Source organism: Nonomuraea sp. NPDC047529, assembly GCF_040642995.1.
In the GTDB taxonomy this organism is placed as follows: Bacteria; Actinomycetota; Actinomycetes; order Streptosporangiales; family Streptosporangiaceae; genus Nonomuraea.
The window spans coordinates 95,726-122,032 of sequence record NZ_JBEYTJ010000016.1; the positions used below are offsets into that span (position 1 = coordinate 95,726).

At 73.0% G+C, this 26,307-nt stretch carries 23 protein-coding genes; 8 read left to right on the forward strand and 15 right to left on the reverse strand.

The genetic code is table 11. The features are described from left to right. Positions 1-65: 65 nt before the first annotated feature. Together ABZ815_RS25085 and ABZ815_RS25090 are read right to left on the reverse strand one after the other, a co-directional pair. Positions 66-2,225, reverse strand: a complete 2,160-nt coding sequence (locus tag ABZ815_RS25085) for a hypothetical protein (RefSeq protein ID WP_357701811.1) — start codon at positions 2,223-2,225, stop codon at positions 66-68. 11 nt (positions 2,226-2,236) lie between these two features. Continuing rightward, entirely contained in the window at positions 2,237-6,412 is a 4,176-nt protein-coding gene (locus ABZ815_RS25090; RefSeq protein WP_357701813.1) for a LamG-like jellyroll fold domain-containing protein, read from the reverse strand. Positions 6,413-6,722: 310 nt separating this feature from the next. Between ABZ815_RS25090 and ABZ815_RS25095 the strand changes: the two genes are divergently transcribed. Further along, positions 6,723-7,442, forward strand: a complete 720-nt coding sequence (locus ABZ815_RS25095) for a VOC family protein (protein ID WP_357701815.1) — start codon at positions 6,723-6,725, stop codon at positions 7,440-7,442. 127 nt (positions 7,443-7,569) lie between these two features. Here ABZ815_RS25095 and ABZ815_RS25100 read toward each other — a convergent pair whose 3' ends face one another. Further along, the gene (locus ABZ815_RS25100) at positions 7,570-8,058 is read right to left on the reverse strand and encodes a sigma-70 family RNA polymerase sigma factor (RefSeq protein WP_357701817.1); all 489 of its coding nucleotides are present in this window, start codon (positions 8,056-8,058) and stop codon (positions 7,570-7,572) included. After that, positions 8,055-8,519: a hypothetical protein gene (locus ABZ815_RS25105; protein ID WP_357701819.1), complete on the reverse strand. Its 465-nt coding sequence runs from the start codon at positions 8,517-8,519 to the stop codon at positions 8,055-8,057. The genes ABZ815_RS25100 and ABZ815_RS25105 overlap by 4 nt, the downstream gene beginning before the upstream one ends. Before the next feature lie 72 nt (positions 8,520-8,591). Between ABZ815_RS25105 and ABZ815_RS25110 the strand changes: the two genes are divergently transcribed. Together ABZ815_RS25110 and ABZ815_RS25115 are read left to right on the forward strand one after the other, a co-directional pair. Beyond that, positions 8,592-9,038: a DUF3995 domain-containing protein gene (locus tag ABZ815_RS25110; protein WP_357701821.1), complete on the forward strand. Its 447-nt coding sequence runs from the start codon at positions 8,592-8,594 to the stop codon at positions 9,036-9,038. 24 nt (positions 9,039-9,062) lie between these two features. Further along, positions 9,063-9,806, forward strand: coding sequence for a VOC family protein (locus tag ABZ815_RS25115; protein ID WP_357701824.1), 744 nt, complete (start codon positions 9,063-9,065; stop codon positions 9,804-9,806). A gap of 53 nt (positions 9,807-9,859) precedes the next feature. On the opposite strand, the gene ABZ815_RS25120 is transcribed toward ABZ815_RS25115, so the two are convergent. Further along, positions 9,860-10,462 (reverse strand): TetR/AcrR family transcriptional regulator C-terminal ligand-binding domain-containing protein, encoded by a 603-nt coding sequence (locus ABZ815_RS25120; RefSeq protein WP_357701825.1) that lies wholly within the window; start codon positions 10,460-10,462, stop codon positions 9,860-9,862. A gap of 143 nt (positions 10,463-10,605) precedes the next feature. Between ABZ815_RS25120 and ABZ815_RS25125 the strand changes: the two genes are divergently transcribed. The 3 genes from ABZ815_RS25125 to ABZ815_RS25135 are packed head-to-tail and all read left to right on the forward strand — an operon-like array spanning position 10,606 to position 13,447. Further along, entirely contained in the window at positions 10,606-12,045 is a 1,440-nt protein-coding gene (locus ABZ815_RS25125; protein WP_357701828.1) for an MFS transporter, read from the forward strand. Positions 12,046-12,077: 32 nt separating this feature from the next. Continuing rightward, positions 12,078-12,956, forward strand: coding sequence for an alpha/beta hydrolase fold domain-containing protein (locus ABZ815_RS25130; RefSeq protein WP_357701830.1), 879 nt, complete (start codon positions 12,078-12,080; stop codon positions 12,954-12,956). Beyond that, positions 12,953-13,447, forward strand: coding sequence for a hypothetical protein (locus ABZ815_RS25135; RefSeq protein ID WP_357701832.1), 495 nt, complete (start codon positions 12,953-12,955; stop codon positions 13,445-13,447). Before ABZ815_RS25130 ends, ABZ815_RS25135 begins: the two co-directional genes overlap by 4 nt. 56 nt (positions 13,448-13,503) lie before the next feature. Here the strand turns inward: ABZ815_RS25135 and ABZ815_RS25140 are convergent, their stop codons facing one another. Genes ABZ815_RS25140 through ABZ815_RS25185 form a run of 10 tightly spaced genes read right to left on the reverse strand, consistent with a single transcriptional unit; the run spans position 13,504 to position 24,773 of the window. Beyond that, positions 13,504-14,748, reverse strand: coding sequence for a M24 family metallopeptidase (locus ABZ815_RS25140; protein ID WP_357701834.1), 1,245 nt, complete (start codon positions 14,746-14,748; stop codon positions 13,504-13,506). Further along, on the reverse strand, positions 14,745-15,809 hold the full coding sequence (locus ABZ815_RS25145; protein ID WP_357701836.1) for a sugar phosphate isomerase/epimerase family protein: 1,065 nt from the start codon (positions 15,807-15,809) through the stop codon (positions 14,745-14,747). The genes ABZ815_RS25140 and ABZ815_RS25145 overlap by 4 nt, the downstream gene beginning before the upstream one ends. Before the next feature lie 7 nt (positions 15,810-15,816). Further along, positions 15,817-17,256, reverse strand: a complete 1,440-nt coding sequence (locus ABZ815_RS25150; protein ID WP_357701838.1) for an FAD-binding oxidoreductase — start codon at positions 17,254-17,256, stop codon at positions 15,817-15,819. After that, the gene (locus tag ABZ815_RS25155) at positions 17,235-18,332 is read right to left on the reverse strand and encodes a sugar phosphate isomerase/epimerase family protein (protein ID WP_357701839.1); all 1,098 of its coding nucleotides are present in this window, start codon (positions 18,330-18,332) and stop codon (positions 17,235-17,237) included. The genes ABZ815_RS25150 and ABZ815_RS25155 overlap by 22 nt, the downstream gene beginning before the upstream one ends. After that, on the reverse strand, positions 18,329-19,156 hold the full coding sequence (locus tag ABZ815_RS25160) for an ATP-binding cassette domain-containing protein (RefSeq protein ID WP_357701841.1): 828 nt from the start codon (positions 19,154-19,156) through the stop codon (positions 18,329-18,331). Before ABZ815_RS25160 ends, ABZ815_RS25155 begins: the two co-directional genes overlap by 4 nt. After that, positions 19,153-20,028, reverse strand: coding sequence for an ABC transporter ATP-binding protein (locus ABZ815_RS25165; RefSeq protein ID WP_357701844.1), 876 nt, complete (start codon positions 20,026-20,028; stop codon positions 19,153-19,155). The genes ABZ815_RS25160 and ABZ815_RS25165 overlap by 4 nt, the downstream gene beginning before the upstream one ends. After that, positions 20,025-20,912, reverse strand: coding sequence for an ABC transporter permease (locus tag ABZ815_RS25170; protein ID WP_357701847.1), 888 nt, complete (start codon positions 20,910-20,912; stop codon positions 20,025-20,027). Before ABZ815_RS25170 ends, ABZ815_RS25165 begins: the two co-directional genes overlap by 4 nt. Then, complete coding sequence (locus tag ABZ815_RS25175; protein WP_357701849.1) at positions 20,912-21,949, reverse strand: ABC transporter permease; 1,038 nt, start codon at positions 21,947-21,949, stop codon at positions 20,912-20,914. The genes ABZ815_RS25170 and ABZ815_RS25175 overlap by 1 nt, the downstream gene beginning before the upstream one ends. Beyond that, positions 21,946-23,520: an ABC transporter substrate-binding protein gene (locus ABZ815_RS25180; protein WP_357701851.1), complete on the reverse strand. Its 1,575-nt coding sequence runs from the start codon at positions 23,518-23,520 to the stop codon at positions 21,946-21,948. Before ABZ815_RS25180 ends, ABZ815_RS25175 begins: the two co-directional genes overlap by 4 nt. 14 nt (positions 23,521-23,534) lie before the next feature. Continuing rightward, positions 23,535-24,773, reverse strand: a complete 1,239-nt coding sequence (locus ABZ815_RS25185; RefSeq protein WP_357701853.1) for an amidohydrolase — start codon at positions 24,771-24,773, stop codon at positions 23,535-23,537. Between the two features lie 181 nt (positions 24,774-24,954). On the opposite strand from ABZ815_RS25185, the gene ABZ815_RS25190 reads away from it, so the two are divergent. Both ABZ815_RS25190 and ABZ815_RS25195 read left to right on the forward strand, forming a co-directional pair. Further along, positions 24,955-25,728 carry a GntR family transcriptional regulator gene (locus tag ABZ815_RS25190; RefSeq protein WP_357701855.1) on the forward strand — a complete coding sequence of 258 codons (774 nt, stop codon included), beginning with the start codon at positions 24,955-24,957 and terminating at the stop codon, positions 25,726-25,728. 315 nt (positions 25,729-26,043) lie between these two features. After that, entirely contained in the window at positions 26,044-26,235 is a 192-nt protein-coding gene (locus ABZ815_RS25195; RefSeq protein WP_357701857.1) for a hypothetical protein, read from the forward strand. The last annotated feature ends 72 nt before the right edge of the window (positions 26,236-26,307 follow it).

Sequence of the window (26,307 nt, forward strand, 5' to 3'; positions counted from 1 at the left end):
TAGCCGTGCCACTGCGACCACGTCTTGTACTTCTCCGGCGTCAGCCCGTCGTCGTCGTCGAAGTGTCAGGCGGGCCGGCCGATCGAGTAGTCGTAGGCGGTGACCTGGTCGGGCGCGCCGCCGGTCAGGTCGGTCTGCACGGTCTGCGTCACCACGTACTTGTGGAACCAGTCCAGCGTCGGATGGTCGTCCACGCCGCTGGTCTTCATCCAGTAGACGGGGAAGCAGCGGCGCCGGTTCGTCTGCGGCGACGGCAGGTCGGACGTGGTGCAGTCGGCGGCCGAGTAGTTGACGTCGAGCACGCCCCCGTACTCGTTGTAGATCGTGCCCAGCCGGTTCTTCACGAACGGCCCGAGGTCGTCGCCGAGCTTGTCGACGCGGTTGGGCAGCTGCGTGTACACGAACGACACCGGCGGCAGGGTCACCGGCGCGGCCCCCGCGTGCCCGGTGTGCACGACGGAGGTCAGCAGCAGCTGGCGGTCGACGTCGGCCATGCCCCAGGCGTGCTGGAGCGTCCAGGAGTCCACCGCGCGGTGACCGCTGCCGTCGGCCTTGGCCACCTTCGTCGTCACCTTGACCAGCCGCTTGCGCGACCAGAACGTGGGCGAGCCGGTGCCGTGGTCCTCCTCGCACTTCTGGCCCTCGTCGCAGTGCAGGTCCCAGGGCACGTCCTGCCAGTAGTCCGGATGATCCTTGATCTCCGCCTCGGCGCAGTCGGAGGCCGTCTCGCGCATGCACCGCTCGGCGGTGGTGAACTCCACCCGCGCCGGGGCCGGCGTGGGGAACAGGTCGCCGGCGCGCAGGCCGTACTCGGCGTAACGCAGGTGGCCGCCGCGCACGTACGGGGTCTCGTCCTCGGCCTTGAGGTTGCGGCCGTAGTGGTTGCGTTCCTGCTCGTAGAAGTAGACGACCGCGTTGCCGTCGGTGTCGACCACCTTGTCCAGGTTCCACCGCCAGGCCTGCTGGCACCAGGAGTCCTTGAAGTCGGACTTGTGGCACGGCTCGCCGTCGTCGTCGCCGAACACCGGGACCGTCCAGGCCGACTTCGTCTGCGGCTTGCCGGCGGCCAGCGTGTTGAGGCCGAAGAAGTACTGGGTGCCGTCGGTCGTGGTGACCTTCCAGTACTCGCCGTCGTCGTCGCCGTTGGCGGTTCCCGAGCCGGTCAGCCGTTCGACGCGGGTGCCGTCGTCGCCCTTGGTGCGCCAGGTGCCGTCGCCGGCCGGGATCAGCTCGCCGCCCTTGCCGTTCAGGCTCAGCGTGGCGTTGTCGTAGCCCCAGCACAGGTCGCCGGGGTAGATGTTCCAGGTGGTGTTCTTGGGCGCCTTGTCGTCCTCGCAGGAGTTGTAGCGGCGCTCGATGTAGCCGGGCCACAGCTCGAAGCCGTCGCCCACCCACGACGGCTGGCTGTTGCCGTTGGAGGTGCGGCCGTCGATCGAGGCGGAGCTGTAGGACAGCGCCACCGACGGCGTCAGCCCGCCCGGCACCGGCGGCATCCGCATCGGGTACGACCAGGTGAAGTCGCCCGACTGGGCGCCCACCTGCCAGGTGTCGGAGGCGGCCAGCGAGGTCGCCTTGTAGTCGCCCTTCTCGCCGCCGCTCTGCGCGGTGGCCGCCAGCACGGTCTCGGCGGCGGGCACCTGGGCGCTCAGCGTGGCGGCCGCCGTGTCGTTGACGGCCGTCAGCGGCCGGACCGTGCGGCATTCGTCCCGGCCCGGCGTGGTCAGCGCGCACGCGGGCAGGCCGACCAGGCGCAGCCGGGAGCCGTAGTCACCGCCGTAGGCGGCGGCGAAGCCCGAGTAGTCGAGCCGCACGTCCACGGTGTCGCCGGCGGGCTGCTCCAGCGCGAAGACCACGCCGTCCAGCCCGGTCCCCGCCACGGCCGCGCGGTCGAGCACCCGCGCCCGCGCCGCACCGGAGATCCGCAGCGGACCCTTCCCCCCGGCGTCCCGGGACGCCCCCGCGGACAGTCCCGGGGACGCCTGGGGGGAGCCCTCCACCACGCCCGCTTCGGGCCAGCGCACCACCGGAGGCGGCGCGGGACGGGCGACCGACGCGTCCAGGACGCGCGGCCTGGCCTTGACCGGCCCGCCCGCCACGACCCTGTCCGGGTCCTTGGGGGCGGCGGCCCGGTCCGCGGCCGCCGGGGCGGCCGGTAAGGCGGCCAGCAGGCCCGCCGCCAGCGTCAACGCCGTCGTGATGCCGACGGCACGCCTTGACCTCGTCACGGCGCCCTCCCTCACAGCTCGTCGATCTCGGTCGGATTGGCCAGGTAGGCGACCTCGTCGTCGGTCGCCGCGCCGCGCAGCACCCACACGTCGTCGATCTGGCCGGCCCAGTTCTGTCCCGCCGGGTACGCGCCGCCGCTCCTGGCCCGGCCCAGTTGCAGCGAGGAGATCGGGGCGAAGACGCGGGTGCCCTCCCGGTAGGAGACCGTCGGCGCCTCCGCCGCGGCCTCCAGCACGCCGTTGACGTAGAGCGAGACCCGGCTGTCGAAGCCGTCGAAGACCACGGCCAGGTGGTCCCAGTCGCCGAACCCGCTCTGGTGGAAGGAGGAGTGCTCGACCGTCGCCACGCTCGCGCCCGTGCCGTCCTTGTTCGGGACGTCCAGGACGTAGCGGCCCTTGGCGGCGTCGAAGCGGACGGTGATCGCGCTGTTGGCGGCGCCGCCCAGGCTCAGCACGGTCATCGACCTGGCCGGCACGCCCGCCGTCTGCGCCCAGGCCGCCACGGTGAAGCTCGCGGCGGTGTCCACCACGGCCCCGGACGCCGAGGCGTAGTCGCCGTCGCCGCCCGGCAGGTCGAGCGCCCCCGCCACCTGCCCGGACGGCGGCGTGACGACGCTCAGCCCCGGGTCGGTCACGATCCGCGCGCCGCCCGACAGCGTCAGCGGGTGCCCGGCCGCGACCGGCGCGGAGTCCGCGCTGACCGGCGGCGTCCCGGCGGCCTGGTTGACCCGCCAGCGTCCGGACACGTCGGACTTGACGGTGAACAACGTCCTGGCCTCCTCGGCCGAGACGACCCGGTCGAACAGCCGCACGTCGTCGAGCGCGCCCGGCCAGTAGTCGCCCATCACGCCGTTCCACCTGGCCCGGCCGAGTTGCAGGCCGCCGGTGGAGCGCCAGGGCTCGGCCATGTCCACGCTGCCGCTGTCGACGCCGTTGACGAGCAGGCGCAGCTTCCTGGAGACCGCGTCGTGCACGGCGACCAGGTGCGTCCACTGGCCGGGGACCGCCGCGGCGGCCGAGTAGACCGTCGCCGTGGTGGGGGACGTCGCGTCGGCCGCGGTGACCATGAAGCCCCACTTGTTGGTGCTCGCCCGGTATTTCAGGTAGAAGCCGCTCTGGGTGATCCCGTCCTGGCTGACCATGGTGACGTCCTTGGCGGGCAGCGTGGCGGGCAGCCGCACCCACGCCGAGACGGAGTACGTGCCGCCGGTGTCCACGACCGGGCCGGCCGTGGCCGCGTAGCCGGTGGAGCCGTTGAACTGGGCGGCCGTGCCGACCTGGCCGGGCACGCCCAGGGTCAGGCCGGACGCCGCGGCCGTCGGCGGGGCGCTCTCGCCGTAGACGCGCGAGCCGCCGGCCGGCTCCTCCATCCGCCACACCGCCGCCGCGCCCTGCGGCACGGTCCCGGCCGCCAGGCCCGCGGCCTCCTCGTCGGACACGGCCCTGCGCAGCACGGCGACCTCGTCCACGTCGCCCGGCCACCAGTTGGCGTAGCCGCCGTCGTACAGGCTGCGGCCGAGCTGAAAGGCGCCCTGGGCGTCCAGCACCGACGTCACCGGGGTCTCCGCGACCCGGGTGCCGTTGACGTACAGGCGCAGCACCTTGGCCGTGGCGTCGTAGACGCCCGTCAGGTGGGTCCAGGTGTCCAGCTCGGGCAGGACGGGCGCGCCGGCCCTGGTCCACGGGCCGCTGCCGCCGCGCACGTCGCCGGCCGGCGTCTTGAACACCCAGCCGTTGGGGGCCGGGTCCACGCCGAGCTGGAACCCGCTCTGGGTGATCGCGTCCTGCGCCAGCACGTTGTAGTAGCCGTCGTTCCTGCGCAGCCGCACCCACGCCGAGACCGTGAAGCCCTCACGGGTGCGCACCAGCGGGACGGAGGTCGCCGCGTAACCGCCGCCCAGGCCGTCGAACCGCAGGCCGCGGCCGGTCCGGCCCTCGGCGCCGAGCGTCGCGCCGGCCCCGGTCAGCGCCGCCACGCCCGGCGTCTCACCGGTCAGCGCGGTCGCGCCCGCCGGTTCGTCGAGCTTGAGCCTGACCTGCTCGGGCGCGCCCTCGCTGACCCAGAAGCTGTGGTCGCCGATGGAGAAGTTGCCGGCGGCGTCCCACACGGTCACATACAGGGTGTTGATCCCCGCTCTGGTGGGCGCCTGCCGGACGACCTGCGGGTTGGCGGTGCGCGCCTGGGCCGAGGCGGGGTCCGGCGTGGTGTTGAGCGCGTAGGCGAACTTGACGACCTCGGGGTCGAAGGCGAGGGAGAAGCCGCCGTACCGGCCGACGCCGTCGCGGGCGACGGCGTCCGGATCGTCGGGGTTGAGCGCCGGGTACTCCGACGAGCTGACCTGCGGCGTGCGCGGCGCGGTCGGGTCGTAGCGCAGGTAGCAGGCGGTCGCCGAGCCAGCCCAGCTCCACGGGCTCCACGCCGCGCCGTCGTAGGTGCGCACCATGTAGCTGAACCCGGCGCCGACCGGGATCAGCCCGGACGGGATCTGCACCGAGAACGACGACTTCTTCGAGCCGGCGGCCGACTGCTTCTTCGGCGTCGTCGTGTGCCAGTTCTTCTCCACGCCCTGCGCGTCCGTCCACACCACCGCGAACTCGGCGCTCAGCTTCTCGCCCTCGGTGCCGCTGTTGTCGGCGTCGGTCAGGTTGTCCGCGTAGATCATCGGGATGCGGTTGACCGCCGTGGGCTTGCCGTACACCGCGCACGGGCCGCCGGGGCTGGAGCGGAGCTGGCTCATCTTCGGCTGCGGGGGCGGGGTGTTGTAGTACACGCGCAGGACGGCGTCGCCGTCGAAGCGCTTCCAGCCGTACTCGTCGTCCTCGTGGCCGGCCCGCAGCCCGAACGTGGTGGCCGACCAGCCCTTGGACGCGGCGGCCTTGACCGCGCTCAGCACGTTGAACACCACGTCGCCCGCCGGGCAGCCGGTACGGCCCTTGGCCACGTCCCGGTAGGTCAGGTAGTCGGCCCAGTTGTCCTTCGTGGAGTTCCAGGTGGACGTGGTGCCGAACCCGGTGGCCCGGTAGATGTGCACCGAACGGCCGTCGCAGGAGGGCGCGAACGTCTCCTTGACGGAGAACTCCGCCGAGATGATCTGCTTGCCGGAGAACCGGCTGGTCGGCATCCGGTAGAACAGCCGCTTGACGAACGAGCTGCCGCAGTACGCGCCCGCGGGCGGCAGGCTGATCGGGCAGCGGCCCATGCCCTCCTCCTTGAACCCGTAGTCCTCCCATCCGCCGCTGGAGACCATGAGGTTGGCCGATTCGCCGGGGGAGTACCACACCGGGTCGATGTAGACCGGGAAGACCGTTCCGGGCGAGGTGAGCATGCCCTGGTCCGGCGTGAGGGTCAGCGCGCCGTCACCGGTGGCGGCGGGCATCACGGCCACCTTGGAGGTGTCGCCCGGCGCGGCGGCCGAGGCGGCGCGCAGGCCGTCGTCGACCGCTCCGGACCTGGCCAGCAGCCCGGCGGGAGCGCTGGAGTCCCACATGCGCGGCGGCGCGGCCGTGAACAGCTCGCCGCCGCCGGCCGCGTCGGTCACCGACTGGCGGCCCCGCGCGTCGGCCGACACCCGCAGGCCGGGCGTGACCAGCCCGAACCGCAGCCGCCGCAGCCGGGGATCGCGGGCCGCGGCCGGGGTCCTGACGACCAGGACGTGCGAGGCGCCCCTCGCGGTCACCTGCACGCGCAGGTCCACGTCCGGGCCGAGCACGCCGCGGTACAGCGCCGTGTCGCCCTGGAGCTCGGGCGCGGGCAGCGTCCCCGGCCAGGTGAGCGACATGGTCCGGCCCGCCCTGGTCATCGCCAGCATCGCGTCGTCGCCGCCGCCCGACAGCCGCACGCCCACAGGCGAGGCCGCCGGGCGCACCGAGCCGTCGTCCGCCTTGACCAGGGTGGTGTCGACCGGCACCCAGGCGCCGTCCTTGAGCGTGCGGACGGGGAACAGGTGCTCGGTCGCGACGAAGCCGCCGTCCGGCTGGGCGTACACCTCGCGGGCCTCGCCGCGCAGCCCGAGCACCTCGACGGGCCGGCCACCGCGCACGGCCTCGGCCGCCGCCTCGGTCTCGGTCACGTGCGGCCCCGGCTCGGGCGCGGCCCGCCCGGCCGGACCGGCGTCGGCCCTGGACGGAACGGTCAGAAAGCACAACGCGAGCACGCTCGCGAGTGCCGCGTTCCAACGTCTTCTCACGGGTGCTCCTCGGTTGCGGCCCTGATCGGAGGCATAACGGGGCCCCGGGACGGCCCGGGACGCGGCGATGCCGAGAGCTGCCAAGACGGTAGGACCCGCGGCATGACGGTGGCGTCAGCCCATGGGTTGAGAAGATCGTCAACTTTGGCGGTAGGAACCCCGCCCGGCACGGGGACGGCCTGGCGGCGCAGCAAATGATCTACATTGTAAAGGGGCTCGCCGGAAACTCGGATGCGGTGCCGCACGGCCCCGCCTAGGCTGTGCGCGCCGAGGGCGCGGCGCCGTCGGCGGATCAGGAGGTACGTGCGGCATGACCAGTCACCTGTTCGCGATCTGCTTCAACGCGACCCGTCCCGCGGATCTGGCGAGGTTCTGGTCCGGGCTGCTGGGATGGGAGCAGGCCGACGGTCCTGACGGTGACAGCGCGATCCTGCCTCCCGGCCCCGCCGGGTTCCGCGTGCGATTCCTGCCCAGTCAAGAGCCGAAGATCGGCCAGAACCGGGCGCACTTCGACCTGACGAGCACCTCCCCGGAGCACCAGCGGCGGACGGTGGCCCGGGCCCTGGAACTCGGCGGGAAGCACATCGACGTGGGCCAGCTCCCGGAAGAGGGGCATGTCGTGCTCGCCGATCCGGACGGCAACGAGTTCTGCGTCATCGAGGCGGGCAACAGGTTCCTCGCCGGCACCGGCGTCATCGGAGCGCTGGCCGGCGACGGCACCCAGGAGGTCGGCTACTTCTGGAGCGCGGCGCTGGACTGGCCGCTGGTCTGGGACCAGGACCAGGAGACCGCGATCCAGTCGCCGGACGGCGGCACGAAGCTCACCTGGGGCGGCCCTCCCGTGGCCCCGAAGACGGGCACGAACCGGCTGTCGTTCGAGCTGGCGCTGCCCGCCGACGCCGACTGGGAGGCGGAGGTCGACCGCCTGATCGCGCTCGGGGCGAAGCGCGCCTCCGGCGAGGACGACGGCGGCCGGCTCCTGATGTTCGACCCGGACGACAACGAGTTCCACATCCAGAAGCCCCGGTGACACGGTATTCCGCGTCCAGAGGCCCCGGTGACACGGTTTTCGACGTCCAGAAGCCCCGGTGACACGGTGTTCCGCGGACGGCCGTGACCGGTGGCGCCCGACCCCCGATCCCGGCGGCGCGTCGAGCTCAGCCCTGCCAGGCCCGGCGGAAGCTCGACCGCGCCCGATGCAGCCGCGACTTGACCGTCCCTGAGGGGACCCGCAACATCCGCGCCGCGACCTCCTCCGGCACCCCCTCCAGGTCGCGCAGCACCAGCACCGCCCGGTGCTCCGGCGACAGGCGCTCCAGGACGTCCCGGACGTCCACGGCGCGTTCGACGTCGTGCGGCGAGGGCGGTTCGGCCAGCTCCGCAGGGCCGGCGCGGCCGTCGCGCCGGGCGATCCTGACGGCCTCCCGCACGGCGATCGCCCGGGCCCAGCCGAGCAGGGCCTCGGGTTCACGCAGGTCGCGCAGATGCCGGAAGATCGCGATGAGGGCCTCCTGGACGGCGTCGGGCCCGCTGTCCAGGGCGATGGGCCCGCAGATCCGGCCCAGGTACGGCGTCAGCTCGGCGAGCAGGTCGTTCATGGCCATCGTGTCGCCCCGCTGGGCGGCGGCCACCAGGGCGGCCGTCATGACCGGTCCCCGGCGACCCGGGCCGCGAGCCTGGCCAGCGCCCTTTCCCCGGCCGCCCGCACCCCCCAGGGCAGCAGCGCGGCGCGGCCCGGGACGCGGACCCCGCCCGTCTGCGCGACCAGGGTCCCCTCCGGCACGGCCGTCGCGGCGACGCCGACGAGCAGGAACCGGCTCTGCATCCAGCACCAGCCCGGCCGCAAATCGACGTCGAACCGGGCGCGCATGCCGTACCGGCTGCGGGCCCTGGCCACGAGGCGGCCGTCCGGACGCGCGGGCTCGACGGTGATGTGCCGCATGTCGGGCTCGAAGGCGCCGAACTCCTTCTCCAGGTCGCTGACGACGGCCCAGACCGTCGCGAGGGGGGCGGGGATGACGCGTTCGGCGACGGACGCCCCGGGGATGGCCGCGGCCAGCGCGCGCAGGCGCCGTACGGGGTCCAGGTCGGAAACAGGCCAGCTCATGTCCATCCAGAGGCGGGCGAGGCGCGAAAGGTTCCATGGAACCATTGCCGGATTCGCCGACTCTTGCCGGGTATGAAGACCTCACGCCTCGGCGCCCTGACCGCCTCCGTCCTGCTCGCCGACGCCACCGCCCACCTGTACTGGCTGACCGGCCGGACCTGGCCCGCCCGCGAGGTCGGATCACTCTCCCTGGCGGTGCTGAACTTCGAGGTGCCCTTCACCGCCCGCGTCCTGGTGCCGCTCGTCGTCGTGCTCGGCACCGGGGCGGCGGCGGTGCTCACCTGCTCCCGGGGCCGGGGCGGTCTGCCCGCCCGTCTGGTCACGGGAGCCGTCGCCGCCGGGACCCTGGTGCGCGCGGTGGCCGGCCTGGTCTGGATCCTCGGCATCGGGGCGGACACCGCGACCCCGTTCTACTGGCTGAACCTGTTCCTCTACACGCCGCTCTGCGTGTTCATGGCCACGGCGGCCGCCGTCGTCGCGACCCGCGCGTCCCGGGTTGCCGTGGTTCATCCGGGTTGAGTCGTCGGGCATAGGGTGAGCCGCATGGGGTTGCGGCTTGTTCAGGTGAATGTCAAGGCTCGGGACGACGCGGCGCTCGGCCGGTTCTGGGCGCAGGCGCTCGGCTGGGGACTCTCCAGCGAGAGCCCCGGTGTGACCAACGTGGAACCCGTGGGCTTCTCCTGGCCCGACCCGGCCGCCGTCTGCGTCGACCTCGTCGCCGTCCCCGACCCCGAGACGGTGCGGTACCGCCTGCACCTCGACCTTGCCACCACCTCCGAGGCCCATCAGGCGGAGCTGGTCGCGCGCCTGAAGGAGTTGGGCGCGCGGCCCGCCGACGTCGGCCAGGGCGACGTCCCGTGGACGGTTCTGGCCGATCCGGAGGGCAACGTGTTCTGCGTGCTGGAGCCCCGGGAGATCTACCGGGACACCGGCCCGATCGCCGCGGTGGTGGTCGACTGCGCGGACCCGCGGGCCATGGCCCGGTTCTGGGGCGAGGCGGCCGCCTGGACCGTGCACGAGGTGACCGACGACCACGCGAGGCTGCGCTCACCCCAGGGGGTCGGGCCGTACCTGGAGTTCCTGCGCACGACGCCCGGTGAGAAGACCGTGTGGAACCGGATCCACCTCGACCTGCTGCCGTACCGCGGCGACGACCAGGCGGCCGAGGTGGCCCGGCTGAGGGCGCTCGGCGCGACGCCGGCCGACGTCGGGCAGGGCGACGTCCCGTGGATCGTCCTCGCCGACCCGGAGGGCAACGACTTCTGCGTCCTCGGCGCCCCGCGCTGAGGCGCGTTCCTTTCTGACCGGGCCGGGCGCGGGAGGGGCGCAGCCGCCGCGGGTCAGAGGGCCCCGGCGCGGGCCGCCGCCAGCGCCGCCGCGGCGGCCCGGTCGGCGGCGGCCTCGTCGAGGGCCTCCCCGGTGTTGAGCAGGGCGTAGTACAGGGGCGCGGAGACGGCGGCGATCACCCGGCGCGGGTCGGCGCCGGACGGCAGTTCGCCGCGCCCGATCGCGTCGGTGACGCACCCGGACCACTCCTCGATGCGGACGGCGTAGAAGCGGTGCAGCGCCCGCGCGGCCTCCTCGTCGCAGAGCGAGGCGGCGATCAGCGCCTTGAACAGGCGCCCCTGGCGGGGGTCGGTGAGGGTCTTGACGACCAGCCGGGCGTTGTCGCGCAGGTCCTCCGCCACGCTGCCGTTGCGGGCGCGGGGGAGTGAGGTTTCGGCCATGTCCTTGAGCAGGTCGGCGGCGAGCGCGCCGGGCGTGCCCCAGCGCCGGTAGACGGTGGTCTTCCCGACGTCCGCCAGACGGGCGATGTCGCCGAGGTCGAGCCCGGAGAAGCCCTTCTCGGCCAGCGTGTCGCCGGCGGCCTGGAGGACGGCCTCGCGGACCCGGGCGGTACGCCCACCAGGACGGACGGCACCGGGCGGTGGAACGGCGGCCATGACGCACTCCTTCTCGCAGACCTCTTATCGGCACCACAGTTCCCTTAACGCGGATTGTGGTGCTACTCTCCTCTCATCTTAACGGAACTACGGAACCGTTTACGGCGGCGTGCCGACCGGCGCGCCCGAGAGAAAGCCCTGCCATGACCACCACCACACCCCTGCCGGCATCCGCCCGGCAGACCCCGCCACGACACCTGACCGGCCGCCTGCGCCTCGTCCTCGCGGTGCTCCTGGTCGCCCAGTTCATGCTGGCCGTCGACTTCTCGATCCTGAACGTGGCCCTGCCCGCCATCGGCGACGACCTCGGCTTCTCCCTGGGCGGCCTCCAGTGGATCGCCACCGCCTTCGCCCTCAGCGCGGCCGGCTTCACCCTCTTCTTCGGCCGCATCGGTGACCTGATCGGCCGCAAGCGCATCTTCCTCGGCAGCCTGGCGCTCCTCGGCGCGGCCTCGCTGGCCGGCGGCCTCGCCCCCACCCCCGAGATCCTCATCGCGGCCCGGATCGCCCAGGGCCTCGCGACCGCCGCCGCCACCCCGGCCGGGCTCGCCCTGCTCACCACGTCCTTCCCCGAAGGGCCGCTGCGGCAGAAGGCGCTGGGCCTCAACGGAGCCCTCATGTCCGCCGGGTTCACCGCGGGGGCCGTGCTCGGCGGCGTCCTGACCGACCTGCTCTCCTGGCGCTGGGCGTTCTTCATCAACGTGCCCGTCGCCCTCGCCGTGCTCCTCGTCGCGCCCGCCGTCATCGCCGAGTCCCGGCCCGCCGAACGTCCCCGGATCGACCTGCCCGGCGCGCTCAGCGTGACCCTCGGGCTGCTCGGCGTCGTCTACGGCCTGACGCAGGCCGGCGAGCGCGGCTGGACCGACCCCCTGGCCCTGACCGGGCTGCTGGCCGGCGCCGTCCTGCTCGGCCTGTTCTACCTGGTCGAACGCCGCTCCGCCCAGCCCCTCGTGCCGCTGCACGTCATGCGCAAGCCGACCGTGGCCTGGGGCAACCTGATCGGCCTGCTCGCCTTCGTCACCGAGACGTCCCTGGTGTACCTGCTCACGCTCTACCTGCAGAAGACCCTCGGCTTCACCGCCCTGGCCGCCGGGCTGTCCTTCGGCGTGCTCGGTCTCGGCACCGTGGCCGGCGGCCTGCTCGCCCCGAGGGCGATCAGCCGTACCTCGACCATGACCGTGCTGGTCGGCGGCGGGCTGTTGCAGGCGGTCAGCACCGCCGCCCTGCTGCTCCTCGGCGGCACCTCGGCCTCGATGGGGCTGCTGCTGCCGGCCACCTTCCTGGGCGGCGTGGGCAACATGCTGGTCATCGTCGGCTTCATGGTCACCGCCACCACCGGCCTGCCCGACCGCGAGCAGGGCCTGGCCACCGGGCTGGCCTCGATGTCCCAGCAGATCGGCATCACCATGGGCACCCCGATCATGTCCGCGATCGTCACCGCCGTGACGGCCGGGGCCGTGACCGGCGCGGCCGTCCTGGACGGCGTCACCGTCGCGATCGCGGTCAACGCCGCCCTCGTCCTGCTCGGCGTGCTCGTCGCGGCGCTCTTCCTGCGCGGCCGGCGCGACCGCGCGCACGCCTGACCCGCCCTTCCCCTGTCGTCACGGAGCACATCATGGATCTTCAGCTCACCGGCCCGGCGACCCCCGTGACCGACGCCGCCGGCGGCAGCGGCCCGGTCGTCCGCGCCGAGCTCCGGGAGTCGTCCTGGTCGAGGCTCGTCCTGCCCGGCTCGCCTCCCGTGCCGGTCCGGGTCCATCTGCCGCAGGGCCGTCCGCCCGCCGGGCTGCTGGTCTGGGCGCACGGCGGCAGCTGGCAGCGCGGCTCGGCCGCCGCGTGGCACCACGCCACCGAGGCCCTCGCCGAACGGTCCGGCTGGTCGGTGATCAGCGTCGACTACCGGCTCGCGCCGCGTCACCGCCACCCCGACGCCGTGCGGGACGTGCTCACCGCTCTCGGCTGGGCCCACCGACAGGCGGCCGGGGTGCCGCTCGCGGTGGGCGGCGACAGCGCGGGCGGCACGCTCGCCGCCGGCGCCGCCCTGGCCGCCCGGGACCGCGGCCTGCCGCTGGCCGCGCAGGTGCTGGCCTACCCGCCGTTCGATCCCGACTGCGCGGGCCCGTCCTACCACCGGTCGCCCGCCGCTTTCCCGCAGGCGGAGCCGCTGCGCCGGGCCTGGCGCGCCTGGCGCGGCGACCGGCCGGCCGCCGTCCGCGACGCCGACGGCACCCGCCTGTACGCGACGCACTGGGAGGCGCCCACCCTGGCCGGGGTCGCGCCCGCCGTCCTCGCCGTCGGGCGCGAGGACCCCGTGCACGACGACGTCGAGGCGTACGCGCACCGGCTGCGCGAGGACGGCGTCCCGGTACGGCTCCTGCGCCCGCCGGGGGCCGTCCACGGCGACGTGCTGCGCCCCGACCGTCCCCTTCTCCCTCTGCTCGCCCGTGCCCTGCGCGGGCTCACCCCGTCCGACCGGCGAAAGGACCTCCGATGAAGCTCGACGTTCCGCCCGCCCCGCTTGAGGCTCTCGTCCGCCACTTCGCCGACCTGCGCGACGGCACCCACGCCGGGCACGCCACCCGCCAGGGCAAGCAGGACGCCTTCCGGCAGGCCGCCACCCTCCTCGACGCGCCCGCGCGGCAGGTGCTGGCCGAGTTCGACCGGCACCTCCTGCTGGGCTCCGGCACCGTCAAGGCCACCGGCGCGCAGGACGACGCCGCGGGCGGCAGCTTCGCCACCTGGTCGTTGTCGTGGCCGGAGCAGCGGGCGGCGGCCGTCGCGCCGATCACGCTGGTCGCCCACTACGGCGCCGGTTTCCACCACCCGCACCTGCGGGGAGCCACCGTGGGGGAGTGGCCGCTCAACGTCACCGACGCCGGGCAGGCGGCGGAGCTGGTCCCCGTCCTGCGGGCGATCGCCACCGCCGACCTGCACAACCTGGTGTTCCAGCGCGACTGGCGGCTCGTGCCCGCCCTGCGTCCTTGACGCGACAGGACCGGCGGCGTCCGGCCTCCGAATCGAGGCCGGACGCTCCGGCGCTGTCAGTCGACCACGTTCAGCCGGTTCGGGATGGTGTTGAGCTCCTCCGGGCCGGACGCCGTCAGCAGCACGGTGCCGCCGATGCACACGCGCCTGCCGTCCCGCAGCGCGTTGGGCTCGAACGCGAAGGCGTGGCCCTCGGTGATCTCGAAGTCGCCGTCGAGTCCCATGCCGCCCGGCAGTCTCTCCAGGTGTGACAGCGCCGGGTCCACCTCGGGGTGCAGGCGGGTGGCGCTGTTGTAGAGCGGCGAGACCGTCTGCACCATCGGGCCGGTGTTCCAGGTGCGTGAGCGGTGCAGGGGCTCCTCCATGACCGCCGCGAGCTCGGCGAACCGGAGCCCGGGGCGCAGCGCGGCCAGGCCCGCCTCGTAGGACTCCCGGCAGACCTCCTCCAGCTCCCGCAGCAGCGCGTCGGGCTCGCCGACGCATACGTCGATCTGCTGCTGCGACTCCATGCCTCCGTAGAACGCGAAGATCTCCGCCGCGATGGTGTCGCCACGCCGGAGCACGTGCGGGGCGCCGCCCATGCCAAACCATTCGGGGATGTTCCAGGCGAAGCCGGACCGTCCCGCGCGCTCCAGCATGAACGGCCAGCGCATCCAGCCGCCACCGGCGATGACCGCCTGGAAGGAGGCGGCGGCGATCTCGTGCTCGTTCGCGCCCTCGCGCGCCTGGCCGACGAACGCCGCGCAGGCGGCCTCGCCCAGCGCCGCGGCCCGGCGCAGCAGGACCTGCTCCTCGGGGCTCTTGACGAGCGCCAGCGACTCGTACTCGCCGGAGATGTCGACCCAGGTGACGTCGGGAAGCAGCGAGAGCACGCGCGTCCACTCGCCGAACGGGATCACTCCGGACCAGTCGCCGACGAATCGGCTGGTGAGCCCCACGACGCCGAGCGCCGCGCCGTGCAGTCCGCGGTCCCGCACGGCGGCGGCCAGGTTGGCGAGCCGGTCCCCGGGCGTCCAGTCCTCGACCCAGCGTTCCCAGCGGGCGCCCGGCTCGTCGAAGCGGCCGAGGGGCACGTCGCCGACCAGCAGCAGCGGGTCGCCGGTCCGGGGGAACAGCACGACCGAGTGGGTGGCCTCGTTGGTGATGTAGGAGTCCGCGGAGTCCCGGCCGTAGCCGAACACGACCACTCCGTCGAGGCCGGAGCGTTCCAGCAGCGCCCGGATCGAGGCCCAGCGGCGGTCGCGCTCGCGCAGGCTCAGGGTGGGGTACGTGGCGGTCATCTCGTCCAGGGTGTCGCTCATGTGCGTGCTTCGCTCTCTGTGGGTGACGGCGGGAGGGCCGCGACGAGCTCGCGCAGGCGACGCGCGCTCTCCCTGATGAATTCGAGTGGCTCGTCCGGGGTGACGGGCGCCCTGAGCCGCCGCAGGTCCGGCGCCGACCCGGCGGCCGCCCGAGCCTCGTACGCCCGCGTCAGCCGGACGACCTCCAGCGCCTCGGCGGCGGTGAGATCCGGATGCCCGCGCAGCCAGCGTTCGTCGTCGACGTGCAGCGACATCTCGGCGCGGCTGTCCGTGATGCCCTCGATCGAGAGCATCACGTCGCGGCCGGCCAGCGGTGCGAGCAGCGCGGGCCAGTCGATCACGCCCTGGCCGACGGGCAGCAGGAACCGGCCGATGCCCTCGTCGGTGAAGGCCAGGGCGGCGTCGCGGACGTGGGTGGCGCGCACGTAGGGCGCGGCGCGGCGCATCGCGCGCACCGGGTCCTCGCAGCGCACCAGCACGTTCGCGGTGTCGAAGGTGATGCCGAGCACGTCGGCGCCCACCGCCTCCACGATCCGGACCAGCTCGAACGTCGTGATCTCCTCGTGCGTCTCGATGTCGAGATGCACGCCGGCGTCCCGGGCGACCGGCGCGACCTTGCCGAGGAAGCGCTCGATGGCGGCCAGTTGCCGTGGCCAGCTCACGTCGGTGCGGAAGCGGTCGCAGGCGTACAGCCCGTTCAGGCGGAACTGGTAGTTCGCCGTCGCGGTCCACAGTTCCCGGATGCCCGCGTCCGCGGCGGCGGTGATCATCCGTCGCAGGCCGAAGAGGTAGTCCCCGTCGCCGAGCGCGCGGATCGCGGGCGACTCGGGGTTGGCGAACGGGTTCACCTTCCCCACCCCCGCCTCGACCCGCAGGCCGAGCGCCTGCGCGGCCTGGGCGGCGTCGCGCAGTTCCGCCGGGTCGAGGCGCCCGCTCAGTTCGAGCACCGACCGGAAGAACACGCCGTCCAGGCCGAGCGCCGCCGCCCGCTCCAGCAGCCGGACGGCTTCCTTGCCCGGGGCGTGCGGGAACTTGGTGCTGTCGACGCCGACTTTCAGCATGGTCGCGTCACTTCGCAGCCGAGCGGCCGGCGCCGGCGGGCCGCAGGTCGACGAGGCCGTTGGCGAACACGTTCAACGGGTCGTAGCGGCGCTTCAGCTCCACCAGCCGGTCGTACTTGGGGCCGTAGATCTCGCGGGCGCCGCCCTCGTCCTCCTGCTCGGAGGTGAAGTTGACGTAGCTGCCGTTCTCCCACTCCGAGACGGCGGCCGAGAACCGCTTGACCCACGCCACCAGCTCCGCCCGCTCGTCCGGGTGCTCCCAGTCGGCGCCGATGTTGCCCGCCCAGCGGGAGTGGATGCCCGAGGTGGAGTCGTTGGCGTGGTCGCGCGGGGTGAGCCGGCCGGCGATCAGCTCGAACGGGCACATCGTCTGGTGCGTGATGAACGAGCTGGAGTTGAGCGAACGCCCGGGGTAGGCGTCGACGTGCTCGATGGCCAGGTCGAGCAGCTCGTCGGGGAGCTCGCCGAAGGCGACGTGCCGCCAGTAGTGCGCGATGCCGTAGCGGAACTCGTCGTCGGTGGCGTGTTGCAGCGTCACGTGCGGGATGGAGCGGACCGTCTGGTAGATCGGCTCGCCGGTCCGGAACATCGGCGCGCTGAGCGCCGGTTCGTCGGCGGGGTCGCCGTAGGTGACGGTCGCCACCGAGACGATCGGCTCGCCGCGGTGTTCGCGCGGCAGTTGCGACCAGTACTCCGGGCTGCGGTAGAGCCGCACGTACGTGCCGACGTTGTCCGGCATCGCCGGGCCCTGCTCGCGGAACAGCCGCAGCACCTCCTTGCGCGCCCGCGCCGGGTAGAGGGCCAGGCGCACGGTCGCGAGGCCGGGGAGGTCGACGTAATCGAAGACGAACTCGGTCGCGATCCCGAAGTTGTGCCCGGCGCCCTTGAGCGCCCAGAACAGGTCGGGGTCGCTGTCGGCGTCGACGCGGCGCACCTGGCCGTCGGCGGTGACGAGTTCCACCTCGCGCAGGAAGTCGACGGTGGAGCCGAACATGCGCGACAGGTAGCCCATGCCGCCGCCGAGGGTGAGACCGGCGACGCCGGTGTGGGAGACGACGCCGGCCGGCAGCGCGATGTCGTACGGCTCGGCCGCGCGGTCCACGTCCCCCCAGCGGCAGCCGGCGCCCACGGTGATCGTCCGCGCCTGCGTGTCGATGGAGACCGAGCGCATCAGGCCGGTGTCGATCAGCACGCTGCCGTCCGCGACGCTGGTCCCGGCGAGGTTGTGCCCGCCGCCCCGGACGGTCAGCGGGAAGGCGTTCTCGACGCACCAGCGCAGCGCGTCCGCGACGTCGGCCGTGCGGGTGCAGCGCACGATCGCCGCCGGACGCCGGTCGATGTCGGCGTTCCAGACGCGGCGCAGCGACTCGTACCCCGGCCGGCCCGGGTACACCACGTCGCAGGCGACGGCGGAGGCCAGGCCGTTCAGGACCTCGGGTTCGTGCATGTGGTGCCTTCTCCTTCACTGGCGAGGGTTGAGCTGGGGAGGTCGAGGGAGTCGAGGAGCGCGCGCAGCTCGGTGAGCGACTCGCCGAGGAACGCGCGCAGTTCCGGGCCGCGGCCGCGCAGCTCGCCGAGGTCCGGCCAGACGCCGGCGGCGGCGTTGGCCGTGTGCAGGGCCGCGAGCGACCGCAGCGCCGCCAGGTCGGCCCGGGTCATGTCGGGATGGGCCGGCCACCACCGCGGGTCGCCGGGCAGCAGCGACATCTCCGCCCGCGTGCCGCCGACGCCCTCGACGACGAGGTCGATGTCCGGCTGCGCGCGCAGCAGCGTGCCGAGCAGGTGCGGCCAGTCGGTCATCCCCTGGCCGATCGGCATGAGGAACCGGGAGAGCCCCTCCCCGGCGTCGGCGAGGATCGCGTCGCGCAGATGCGTCATGTGGGTGTACGCCGCCACCCGCTCGACGGCCGGCCCGGCGAGCTCGCCGCGGACGGCCAGGTTCGCCGGGTCGAGGCAGACGCCGACCACGTCGTCCCCGACCCGGTCGATCAGGCGCAGGATCTCGAAGGTCGTGATCTCCTCGTGGGTCTCGACGTTGAGCCGCACGCCGTGCTCCCTGAGCACCGGCGCGAGCGCGAGCAGGAAGTCGCCGGTCGCGTCGAGCTGGTCGGCCCAGTCCACGTCGGTGCGGAACCGGTCGAAGGCGAGCAGCCCCGGGTAGTCCTTGAAGCCGCCGGTGGCCGTCCAGGCCTCGGTCCAGCCGTGCTCGGCGCACAGGCGGATCAGCCGTTCCATGCCGGCCAGATAGCTGCCGCCGCCGAGATCCCGCACGCCCGGCAGCTCCGCGGTCATGTACGGGTTGACCTTGCCCAGCCCGAGCTGGACGAACATGCCGCGGTCCCGGGCCGCGCGGGCGAACGCGCCGATCACGTCCCGGTCGAGGCCGGGGAAGGCTTCGTCGGCCGTGCGCACCAGGATGCCCTCGAACCCGAGCTCCGCCACGGCGTCGAGGGTCGCGAACGGGTCCGCGCCCAGCCGGGAGGAGCCGCCGGAGAACGTGACGTCGGCGCCGATCCGGGTCATCGCGCCGCCTCCGCCCGCTGCCTGCGCAGCTCCCGCCGGCTGCGCTCGTACCCGGGGTCGGGGACGGGCACGGCCTCCAGCAGCGCGCGCGTGTAGTCGGCGCGCGGGCTGTCGTAGATCTCGGCCACGCTGCCGGAGTCGACGACGCGGCCGTGATGGAGCACGACGATGCGGCTGCACAGGTACTTCACGACCGCGAGGTCGTGGGAGACGAAGAGCACGGTCAGGTCGAGCTGCTTCTGCATGTCCTTGAGCAGGTTGAGCACCTGGGCCTGCACCGAGACGTCGAGCGCGGAGACCGGCTCGTCGCACAGCAGCACGCGCGGCCCGACCACCAGCGCGCGCACGATGGCGATGCGCTGCCGCTGGCCGCCGGAGAAGTCCCTCGGATAGCGGCCCAGATGCTCGGCGTCCAGCCCGACCAGGTGCAGCAGGTCGAGGATGCGTTCCATCCGGTGGCGGGCCGAGAAGCCGCCCATGACGAGCATCGGCTCCTCCAGCAGCTGCTTCACGGTCATCCGCGGGTCGAGGCTGGAGTACGGGTCCTGGAAGACCATCTGCACCTCGCGGCGGTAGCGGTGCAGCTCGCCGCGGCCCGGCCGGGCCGGATCGATGCCGTCGTAGCGGATGCTGCCCGAGTCCTCCCGTTCGAGGCCGATCAGGCAGCGGATGATCGTCGACTTGCCCGACCCGGATTCGCCGACGAGGCCGACGATCTCGCCCTCGGCGATCTCGAAGCTCACGTCGTCCAGCGCCTGGTGTGCGCGGCGGCCGGAGCCGAACCGCTTGGAGAGGCCGTCGACCTGGAACAACACTCTGCTCATGCCGTGGGCCCTTCCATCGCCATGAAGTCCTCGACCGTCCGCAGCCGGACGTCCGGGTCGGCGTCGAGGCGGGGGATCGAGCCGATCAGCCCGCGGGTGTACGGGTGTTCCGGGTTCTCGAACAGCTCGTCGACGGGCCGGCACTCCACGAGGCGGCCCCGGTACATCACCGCGACGCGGTGGGCCAGCCCGGCGACGATCGCGAGGTCGTGCGTGATGAACAGCACCGACAGGCTCATCTCGCGTGACATCGTCTCGATGAGGTCGAGCACCTGCTCCTGGACCCGTACGTCCAGGGCCGTCGTCGGTTCGTCGGCGATGAGCAGGCGCGGCTCGGCGACGAGGGCGGCGGCCATCACGACCCGCTGCCGCATGCCGCCGGAGAACTGGCCCGGATAGGCCCTCAGCCGCTCCTCGGCCTTCGGCACGCCGAGCCGGTCGAGCATGTCGGCCGCGCGCCGCAGCGCCTCGCGGCGCGGGACGCCGCGCACGACGAGCGGCTCGGCCACCTGCTGCCCGATCGTCAGGACGGGGTTGAGCGCGGTCATCGGATCCTGGAAGATCATCGAGATCTCGCTCCCGCGGATGCGCCGCATCCGGCGCTCGCCGGCGCCGAGCAGCTCGGTGCCGTCCCACCGGATCGAGCCGTCGTAGCTGAGCGAGCGGTCCAGCTGCAGGACGGCGCGGGCGGTGATCGACTTGCCGGAGCCGGACTCGCCGACCAGCGCGACGCGCTCGCCCGGGCAGATCGACAGGGTGAGCCCGTCGACGACCGTGAGGTCGCCCGTGCCCGCGCCGATGCGCGCCCGTTCGGGCACGCGCACGCTGAGGTTGTCGATGCTGAGCACGGGCTCGGCCGCCGGCCCGGTCATCGGGCCCTCCTGGAGGACGGGTCGACGAGGCCGCGCACGGCGTCGCCGACGAGGCCGAAGGCGATGGCGGAGATCGTGATCGCGATGCCGGGGAACAGCGCCACCCACCACGCGCTGGTGATGAACTGCTGTCCCTGGGCGACCAGCGATCCCCAGTCGGGGCTCGGCGGGGGCGCGCCGACGCCGAGGAAGGCCAGGCCCGCCATCATCACGATGGTGCCGGAGATCTCCATGCTCGCCTGGACGTACACCGCGTCCATCGAGTTGGGCAGCGCGTGCCGGAGCATCAGCCGCAGCCGCGAGACCCCGAGCACCTGGGCGGCCTCGACGTACGAACCGCACATCGTCTCGCGCAGGATGCCCCGCACCAGCCGGGCCGTGCCCGGCCAGGAGGCGGCGACCATCGCGATGACGATCGAGGTGAGCGACGGGCCGATCGCGGCGGCCAGGCCGAGGGCGAGCACGAGCGAGGGCACGGACATGAAGATGTCGCACACGCGCATGATCGCTTCGTCGGCCCAGCGCGGCAGCAGCGTGGCGACGCTCGCGACGAGAACGCCGACGATCATCGACAGCACCACGATGCCCACGGCCGCCAGCAGCGTCGTCCCCGCGCCGGCGAGGATGCGGGAGAGCACGTCGCGGCCGGCGTCGTCGGTCCCGAGGAGGTGACCGGCGCCGGGGGCCAGGAGCGCCCGTGCCGGGTCGACCTCGTACGGCGAGAACGGCGTGACGAGCGGGCCGACCGCGCCGAACAGCAGCAGCAGCGCGACGGCGACGAACGCGAGGCGGTCGACGAGGGCGACGCGCCGGCCCAGGAGCCGGCGGAACCCGCCGCCGATGCTCCGGCCGACCGTGGCCGTGGACAGTTCGATTCCGGTCATCAGGCGGCTCTCAGATGGTTGGTCCGCACCCGGGGGTCGAGCAGCATCTGCAGCAGATCGACGACCGCCGAGGAGACGATGAACACGACGCCGACGATGAGCACCGCGCCGAGCACGGCGAAGGTGTCGTTGTTCACGATCGCCTTGTAGAGGTAGCTGCCGACCCCCGGGAACGAGAACACCGCCTCCACCAGCACGGAAGCACTGACCATCCAACCGAACTGCATGCCGAAGAGCGTCAGCGTCGAGCCCATGGCGGAGCGGAGCGCGTGCCGCACGATCACCTGCCCGCGCGGGACGCCCTTCGACACCGCGAAGTCGATGTAGTCGGAGCCCAGAGCGGTGATCATGTTCGACCGCACGTTCCGCGCCAGCGTGGCGACGAACGGAACGCTCAGCGCCAGGGCGGGAAGGACGAGGTGGGCGAGCGAGTCCAGCACGTTGGCGACGTCGCCGAACAGGAGCGAGTCGAGCACGGTGAACCCGGTCACGTCGGGCGGCGCCAGGCCCACGGCGTTGGTGCCGGAGAGCGGGAACCAGCCGAGCAGGAACCCGAGCGTCCAGCGCAGCATGATGGCGAACCAGAAGATCGGGACCCCGCCGGCCAGGACGAGGATGATCCGGGCGGCCACGTCCGCCGCCCGCCCCTGCGAGACCGCCGCGGCGACCCCCAGCGGGACCGCCACCAGCACGGTGATCAACATTCCGGCCAGGACGAGCTGGACGGTGTTGGGGAGCGCCGCGGCCAGGTCGCCGGTCACTCCCTGGTGGGTGTAGGCGGAGGTGCCCAGGTCGCCGGCGGCGGCGCGGGCGAGGTAGGTGCCGTACTGGGCGAACAGGGGCTGGTCGAGTCCCATGGCGTGGCGTACCTGCTCGACCTGCTCGCCAGAGGCGAAGCGGCCCGCGGCCACCCGAGCGGGGTCGCCCGGGATCAGCTTCGTCATGAGGAACACGATCGTCGCGACGCCCCAGGCGGACAGCAACGCCAGACCGATACGTCGGAGCACGAAGACGAACATCAGCGACCGTCCGGTCACTTCGCCAGCATCAGCTGACTGACGTCGAACGTTGGACTCGTGGGTGTGTACGGGATCTTCGCCACCTTGCCGTTCCTGGCGCCGTTCACCGTCGGCCAGGCGATGTACAGCGCGGCGCGGTCGTCCAGGATCTGCTTCTGCACGCCCACGACGGCCTCGCAGGCCGCGGCCGGGTCCTTGGCGGTGGAGGCCGCCTCAAGAAGGCGGTCGACCTGCGCGTTGTCGTACCGCGAGGGGTTCGTCTGGCCGATCCCCTTGGAGTTCCAGCTACGGTCCAGGACGGCGCCCGCATCCGGGTACGGGGCGAAGTCCCAGGCGATCGCGACGTCCGGGGTCGTGGCCGCGCTGGAGATCAGCTGCATGTACTGGGGGAAGGTCGCCGTCTTGACCTTCACCACGAGCCCGATCTCGCGCAGGCTGTTCTCCAGCAGCGTCCCGGCGAGCTTGAACTCCGGGACGGCCGGGTCGTAGGCGATCGTCACCGTGGCCCCGGCCGCGCCCGCCTCACCGAGCAGATGCTTGGCCCGGGCCACGTCCCGGGTCGGCTGCGGACCTTCGTGCACGCAGTCCATGCCACGGGGGACGACGCTCCTGGCGATCTCCCCGGAGCCCTGCAACGCGGTCTTGATGTGCCCCTCGTAGTCGTAGGCGAGCTGGATCGCCTCGCGCACGCGGCGGTCGCCGGTGACCTTGCCCTGCGTGTTCAGCCAGCCCAGGGTCACGCGCGTCGAGGGCATCGAGTAGCCCTCCAGCCCGGACTTGCCGTCGAGCTGCTTGACGTCCAGGGGAGCCAGGCCCCAGCCGAGATCGACGTTGCCGGTGAGGAGCTCGTCCCTGAGCAGGCTGCTCTCGTTGATCATGCGCAGCACGACGTTATGCGGGCGGCGGTCGTCCATCGCCCAGTACTTGCCGAACCGGGACAGGCTCACCTCCTGGTTCGCCTTGTACCCGCCCAGGGTGTACGGCCCCGACCCCGCGTCGTGCGTGGCCAGCCACTGCTGGCCGTCGTCGGCGCCCTCGTTGCTCCGGACGAGCTTGGAGTCGACGATGTAGAGGTAGCTGAGCCCCGACAGGAAGCTCGCGCTCGGCCGGGTCAGCGAGATCGTCACGTGGGTGTCGTCGACGACCTTGGCGGAGGCGTAGGCGGGGATGAAGGCGTCGCTGCCCGAGGCGAGCTTCTTGGCCCGGTCCAGGGTGTACTTCACGTCCTCGGCGGTGAACGTGTTGCCGGAGTGGAAGACGACGTCGTCGCGGAGCGTGAGGGTGACGGCCGTGGCGTCGGAGTTGAACTCCCAGGCGGTGGCCAGCTTCGGGATCATCTTCGACGCGGAGTCGAATCCGACCAGGCGGTCGTAGAAGGCGTCGATGAAGATGTCGTTGTCGGCGTTCGACGACTGCAGGGGGTCGAGGGTTTCGAGCGAGGCCTGGCCGGCGGCCACGATGGTCTCCGACTTCGTTGCTGCCGTGCCGCCGTTCGCCGTGGGCGCCGACAGCCCGCACGACGCGAGCGCCGGTGCAGCCGTTACGCACAGGGCCGCGAGAATGGCTCGCTTCGTTGCGCGACCTTTCATGTCGGGTTCCTCTCTCAGATGTGCTGGGGGGATGGTGCAGAGGTCTCGACGGAGGACCGGGGGAGGTCCGATCGGGTGGAGAGGGAGCGCCGCGAGACCCACCGGCCGGCGCGGAGCACGTCGCGGGCCGGGGGCGGGTCGGCGACGGCTTCGGCCGCGCCGCGCGCGCCGACCACGACGAGGTCGGCCGGGCCGCCGGCGCGCAGGCCGTGGTCCGGCAGGCCCAGCGCGGCCGCCGCGCGGTCGGTCACGAGGCCGAGCGCGAGGTCGAGCTCGGGGTCGGTGAGCAGGCTGTTCCTGTGCGCCACGGTTCGCGCCAGGTCCAGAGGGTCCCCGGAGCCGAACGGCCACCAGCTGTCGCGGATGTTGTCGGTTCCGGAGAAGACGTTGACGCCGTGCCGCACGAGTGCGAGCACGGGCGGGACGGGGCCGGTGGGCCCGTTGGTCATGATCGATATTCGTTGTTCGGCGAGCACGCCGGCGATCTCGCCGAAGTCGCGCTCGCCCAGCCGGCCCAGCCCGTAGGCGTGGCTGAGCGCCACCGAGCCCCGCATCCCGTACGCGGCGACGCGATCGGCGATCGCCCGGTACTCGGCGAGCGCCGCGGGCCCGTCCTCGTGCAGGTGGATGTCGATGCCGGCGTCGTGGCGGGCCGCCAGCGCGAAGACCGCGTCGAGGTGGCCGTCGAGGTCGCCGTCGATGGAGCCGGGGTCCAGCCCGCCGACGACGTCCGCGCCCAGGCGCATGGCCTCCTCCAGCAGGTCCGCCACGCCCGGCGCCGAGACGATCCCGCTCTGCGGGAAGGCGACGATCTGCACGTCCAGGTGGCCGGCGAACGCCTGGCGGAGGCGCAGCATGCGCTCCAGCCCGGCGAGCCCGACGTCCGGGTCGATGTCGACGTGGGCGCGTAACGTGCCGGTGCCGAACTCGACCATCGTGCGGGCGAGGGCGAACGCCCGCTCCTCGGCGGTGTGGACGAGTGCGGCGCGGCGGGCCTTCTCGTCCTCGATGCGCTCCCGGATGCCGCCGCCGGGGACGTGCGGCTGCCAGTCCCCGCCGAAGAAGGTCTTGTCCAGGTGGGCGTGACCGTTGACGAACGGCGGGAGGACCAGCCGCCCCCCGAGGTCCTCGGACGGCCCGGTGACAGGGCGGGATCCGGCCGGCCGGATCTCCCGGATGACCGCGTCCGCGATCTCGATGTCGACTGGGCCGCCGTCTCGGAGGCGCCCGTTCCGAAGGGTCGTCTGACTCACGTCGATCCTCTCAGCCCCGCCTATTGGCATACACAGTCGCAGACGCAATCCCGTTTGTCACGGTTCTTGAGGTCCGTTACGACGTTGTTGTATACCAAACTGGAGATCGCGGTGAGCCGGGGACTATACGGACCGCGCCCGGCCACGCCTAGAATGGATCTCCTGAGCGCGGAGGTTGAGGGTGTCCATTCCAGAGCAAGAACGACGGGCCGCCGCCGAGGGGGAACCGCTCGACACACTCGGGCCCTCCCTCGACCAGCTGGCCTACGAGTGGGTGCGCGAGCGGATCATCGACGGCACCTACAAACCGGGCGCGCGCATCCGCGAGCGGACGGTCGCCGAAGAGCTCGGCATCTCCCGCATCCCCATCCGCGAGGCGTTCCCGCGGCTGGAGAGCGAGGGGTTCATCCGCAGCGTGCCCCGCCGCGGCGCGGTGGTCGCCTCGCTGACGGTGCGCGACGTGAACGAGCTCTACGACGTGCGCGGCTCGCTGGAGGTGCTCGCCACCCGGCTCGCCGCCGAGCAGTGCGCGCGCGGCACGTCCGCCGAGATCCTCCGGGAGATCCTCGACGAGGCGGAGCGGGCCGTCGACGCCAACGACGGCGTGCTGCTGTCGGCCACCAACTCGCGCTTCCACGCCGCGATCCTGACGCTGTCGGACAACCAGCTGCTGCAGGACCTCATGGCGCCCATCCTCGGACGGGTCAACCGGCTCTTCTACATCGTGCCCGAGAGCGACCAGGTCAACTTCCACCACGAGCACGCCGAGCTCTACCGGGCGATCTCGTCCGGTCAGGCGGAGCTGGCCGCCGCGCTGGCCTTCGCCCACGTGGAGCACAGCCGGCGCGACACGCTGCCGGTCGTGCGGTCACTCCTCGACGGGGCGCCGGAGTCGCCGCCGGGCGCCGCCGCGGAGGCGGCCGGAGCCGGGCGGGCCCGCCTCCGGTCGCGGTGAGGGGCTCGCCGGGAGTGGTGCGAGCGAGGGCCGTCCTCCGTCCGGCGGGGGACGGGTCCTCCCTCTGGCCGCGATGACCGCCCTGTGGGAGGAGCCCGGCCCCTGGTGACCGGTCGACAATCGGCAGTGCGGCCTCGGAGACCATCGGGGCATTCGGTGGCCGCCGCAGATGCAGGACCCGCACCTCGCGTACGCCGCGACCTCACCGCAGGAGTCCATGTTGACCCGTCTTCGTCCCGCACTCACCGCCGCACTGCTGGCCGCCGCCTTCGTGGGGGCAGTGTCCCTGCCGGCCCACGCGACCGGTAGCCAGCCGTGCACCACCGGCCCGAACGGTCCGGCCTGCCATTCGCCCGGCTGGGGAACCAAGTAGGAGGAAGGATCGACCTGCGGCACGCCCGCCGTCTCGTCATCGCCTCGCTGCCGGCCGCCGCCGAGGCGTTCGCCGTCTTCGAGGAGTGCCGGCGCCTCGACGAGAACCCCGCGACGGACCACCCGGCCGGCTGACCCGACGGGGCTGCTTCCCCGGACGGAGAACGTGCGTGGAAGCAGCCTCTCCGGCCCCTCGTCCCGGGCTCC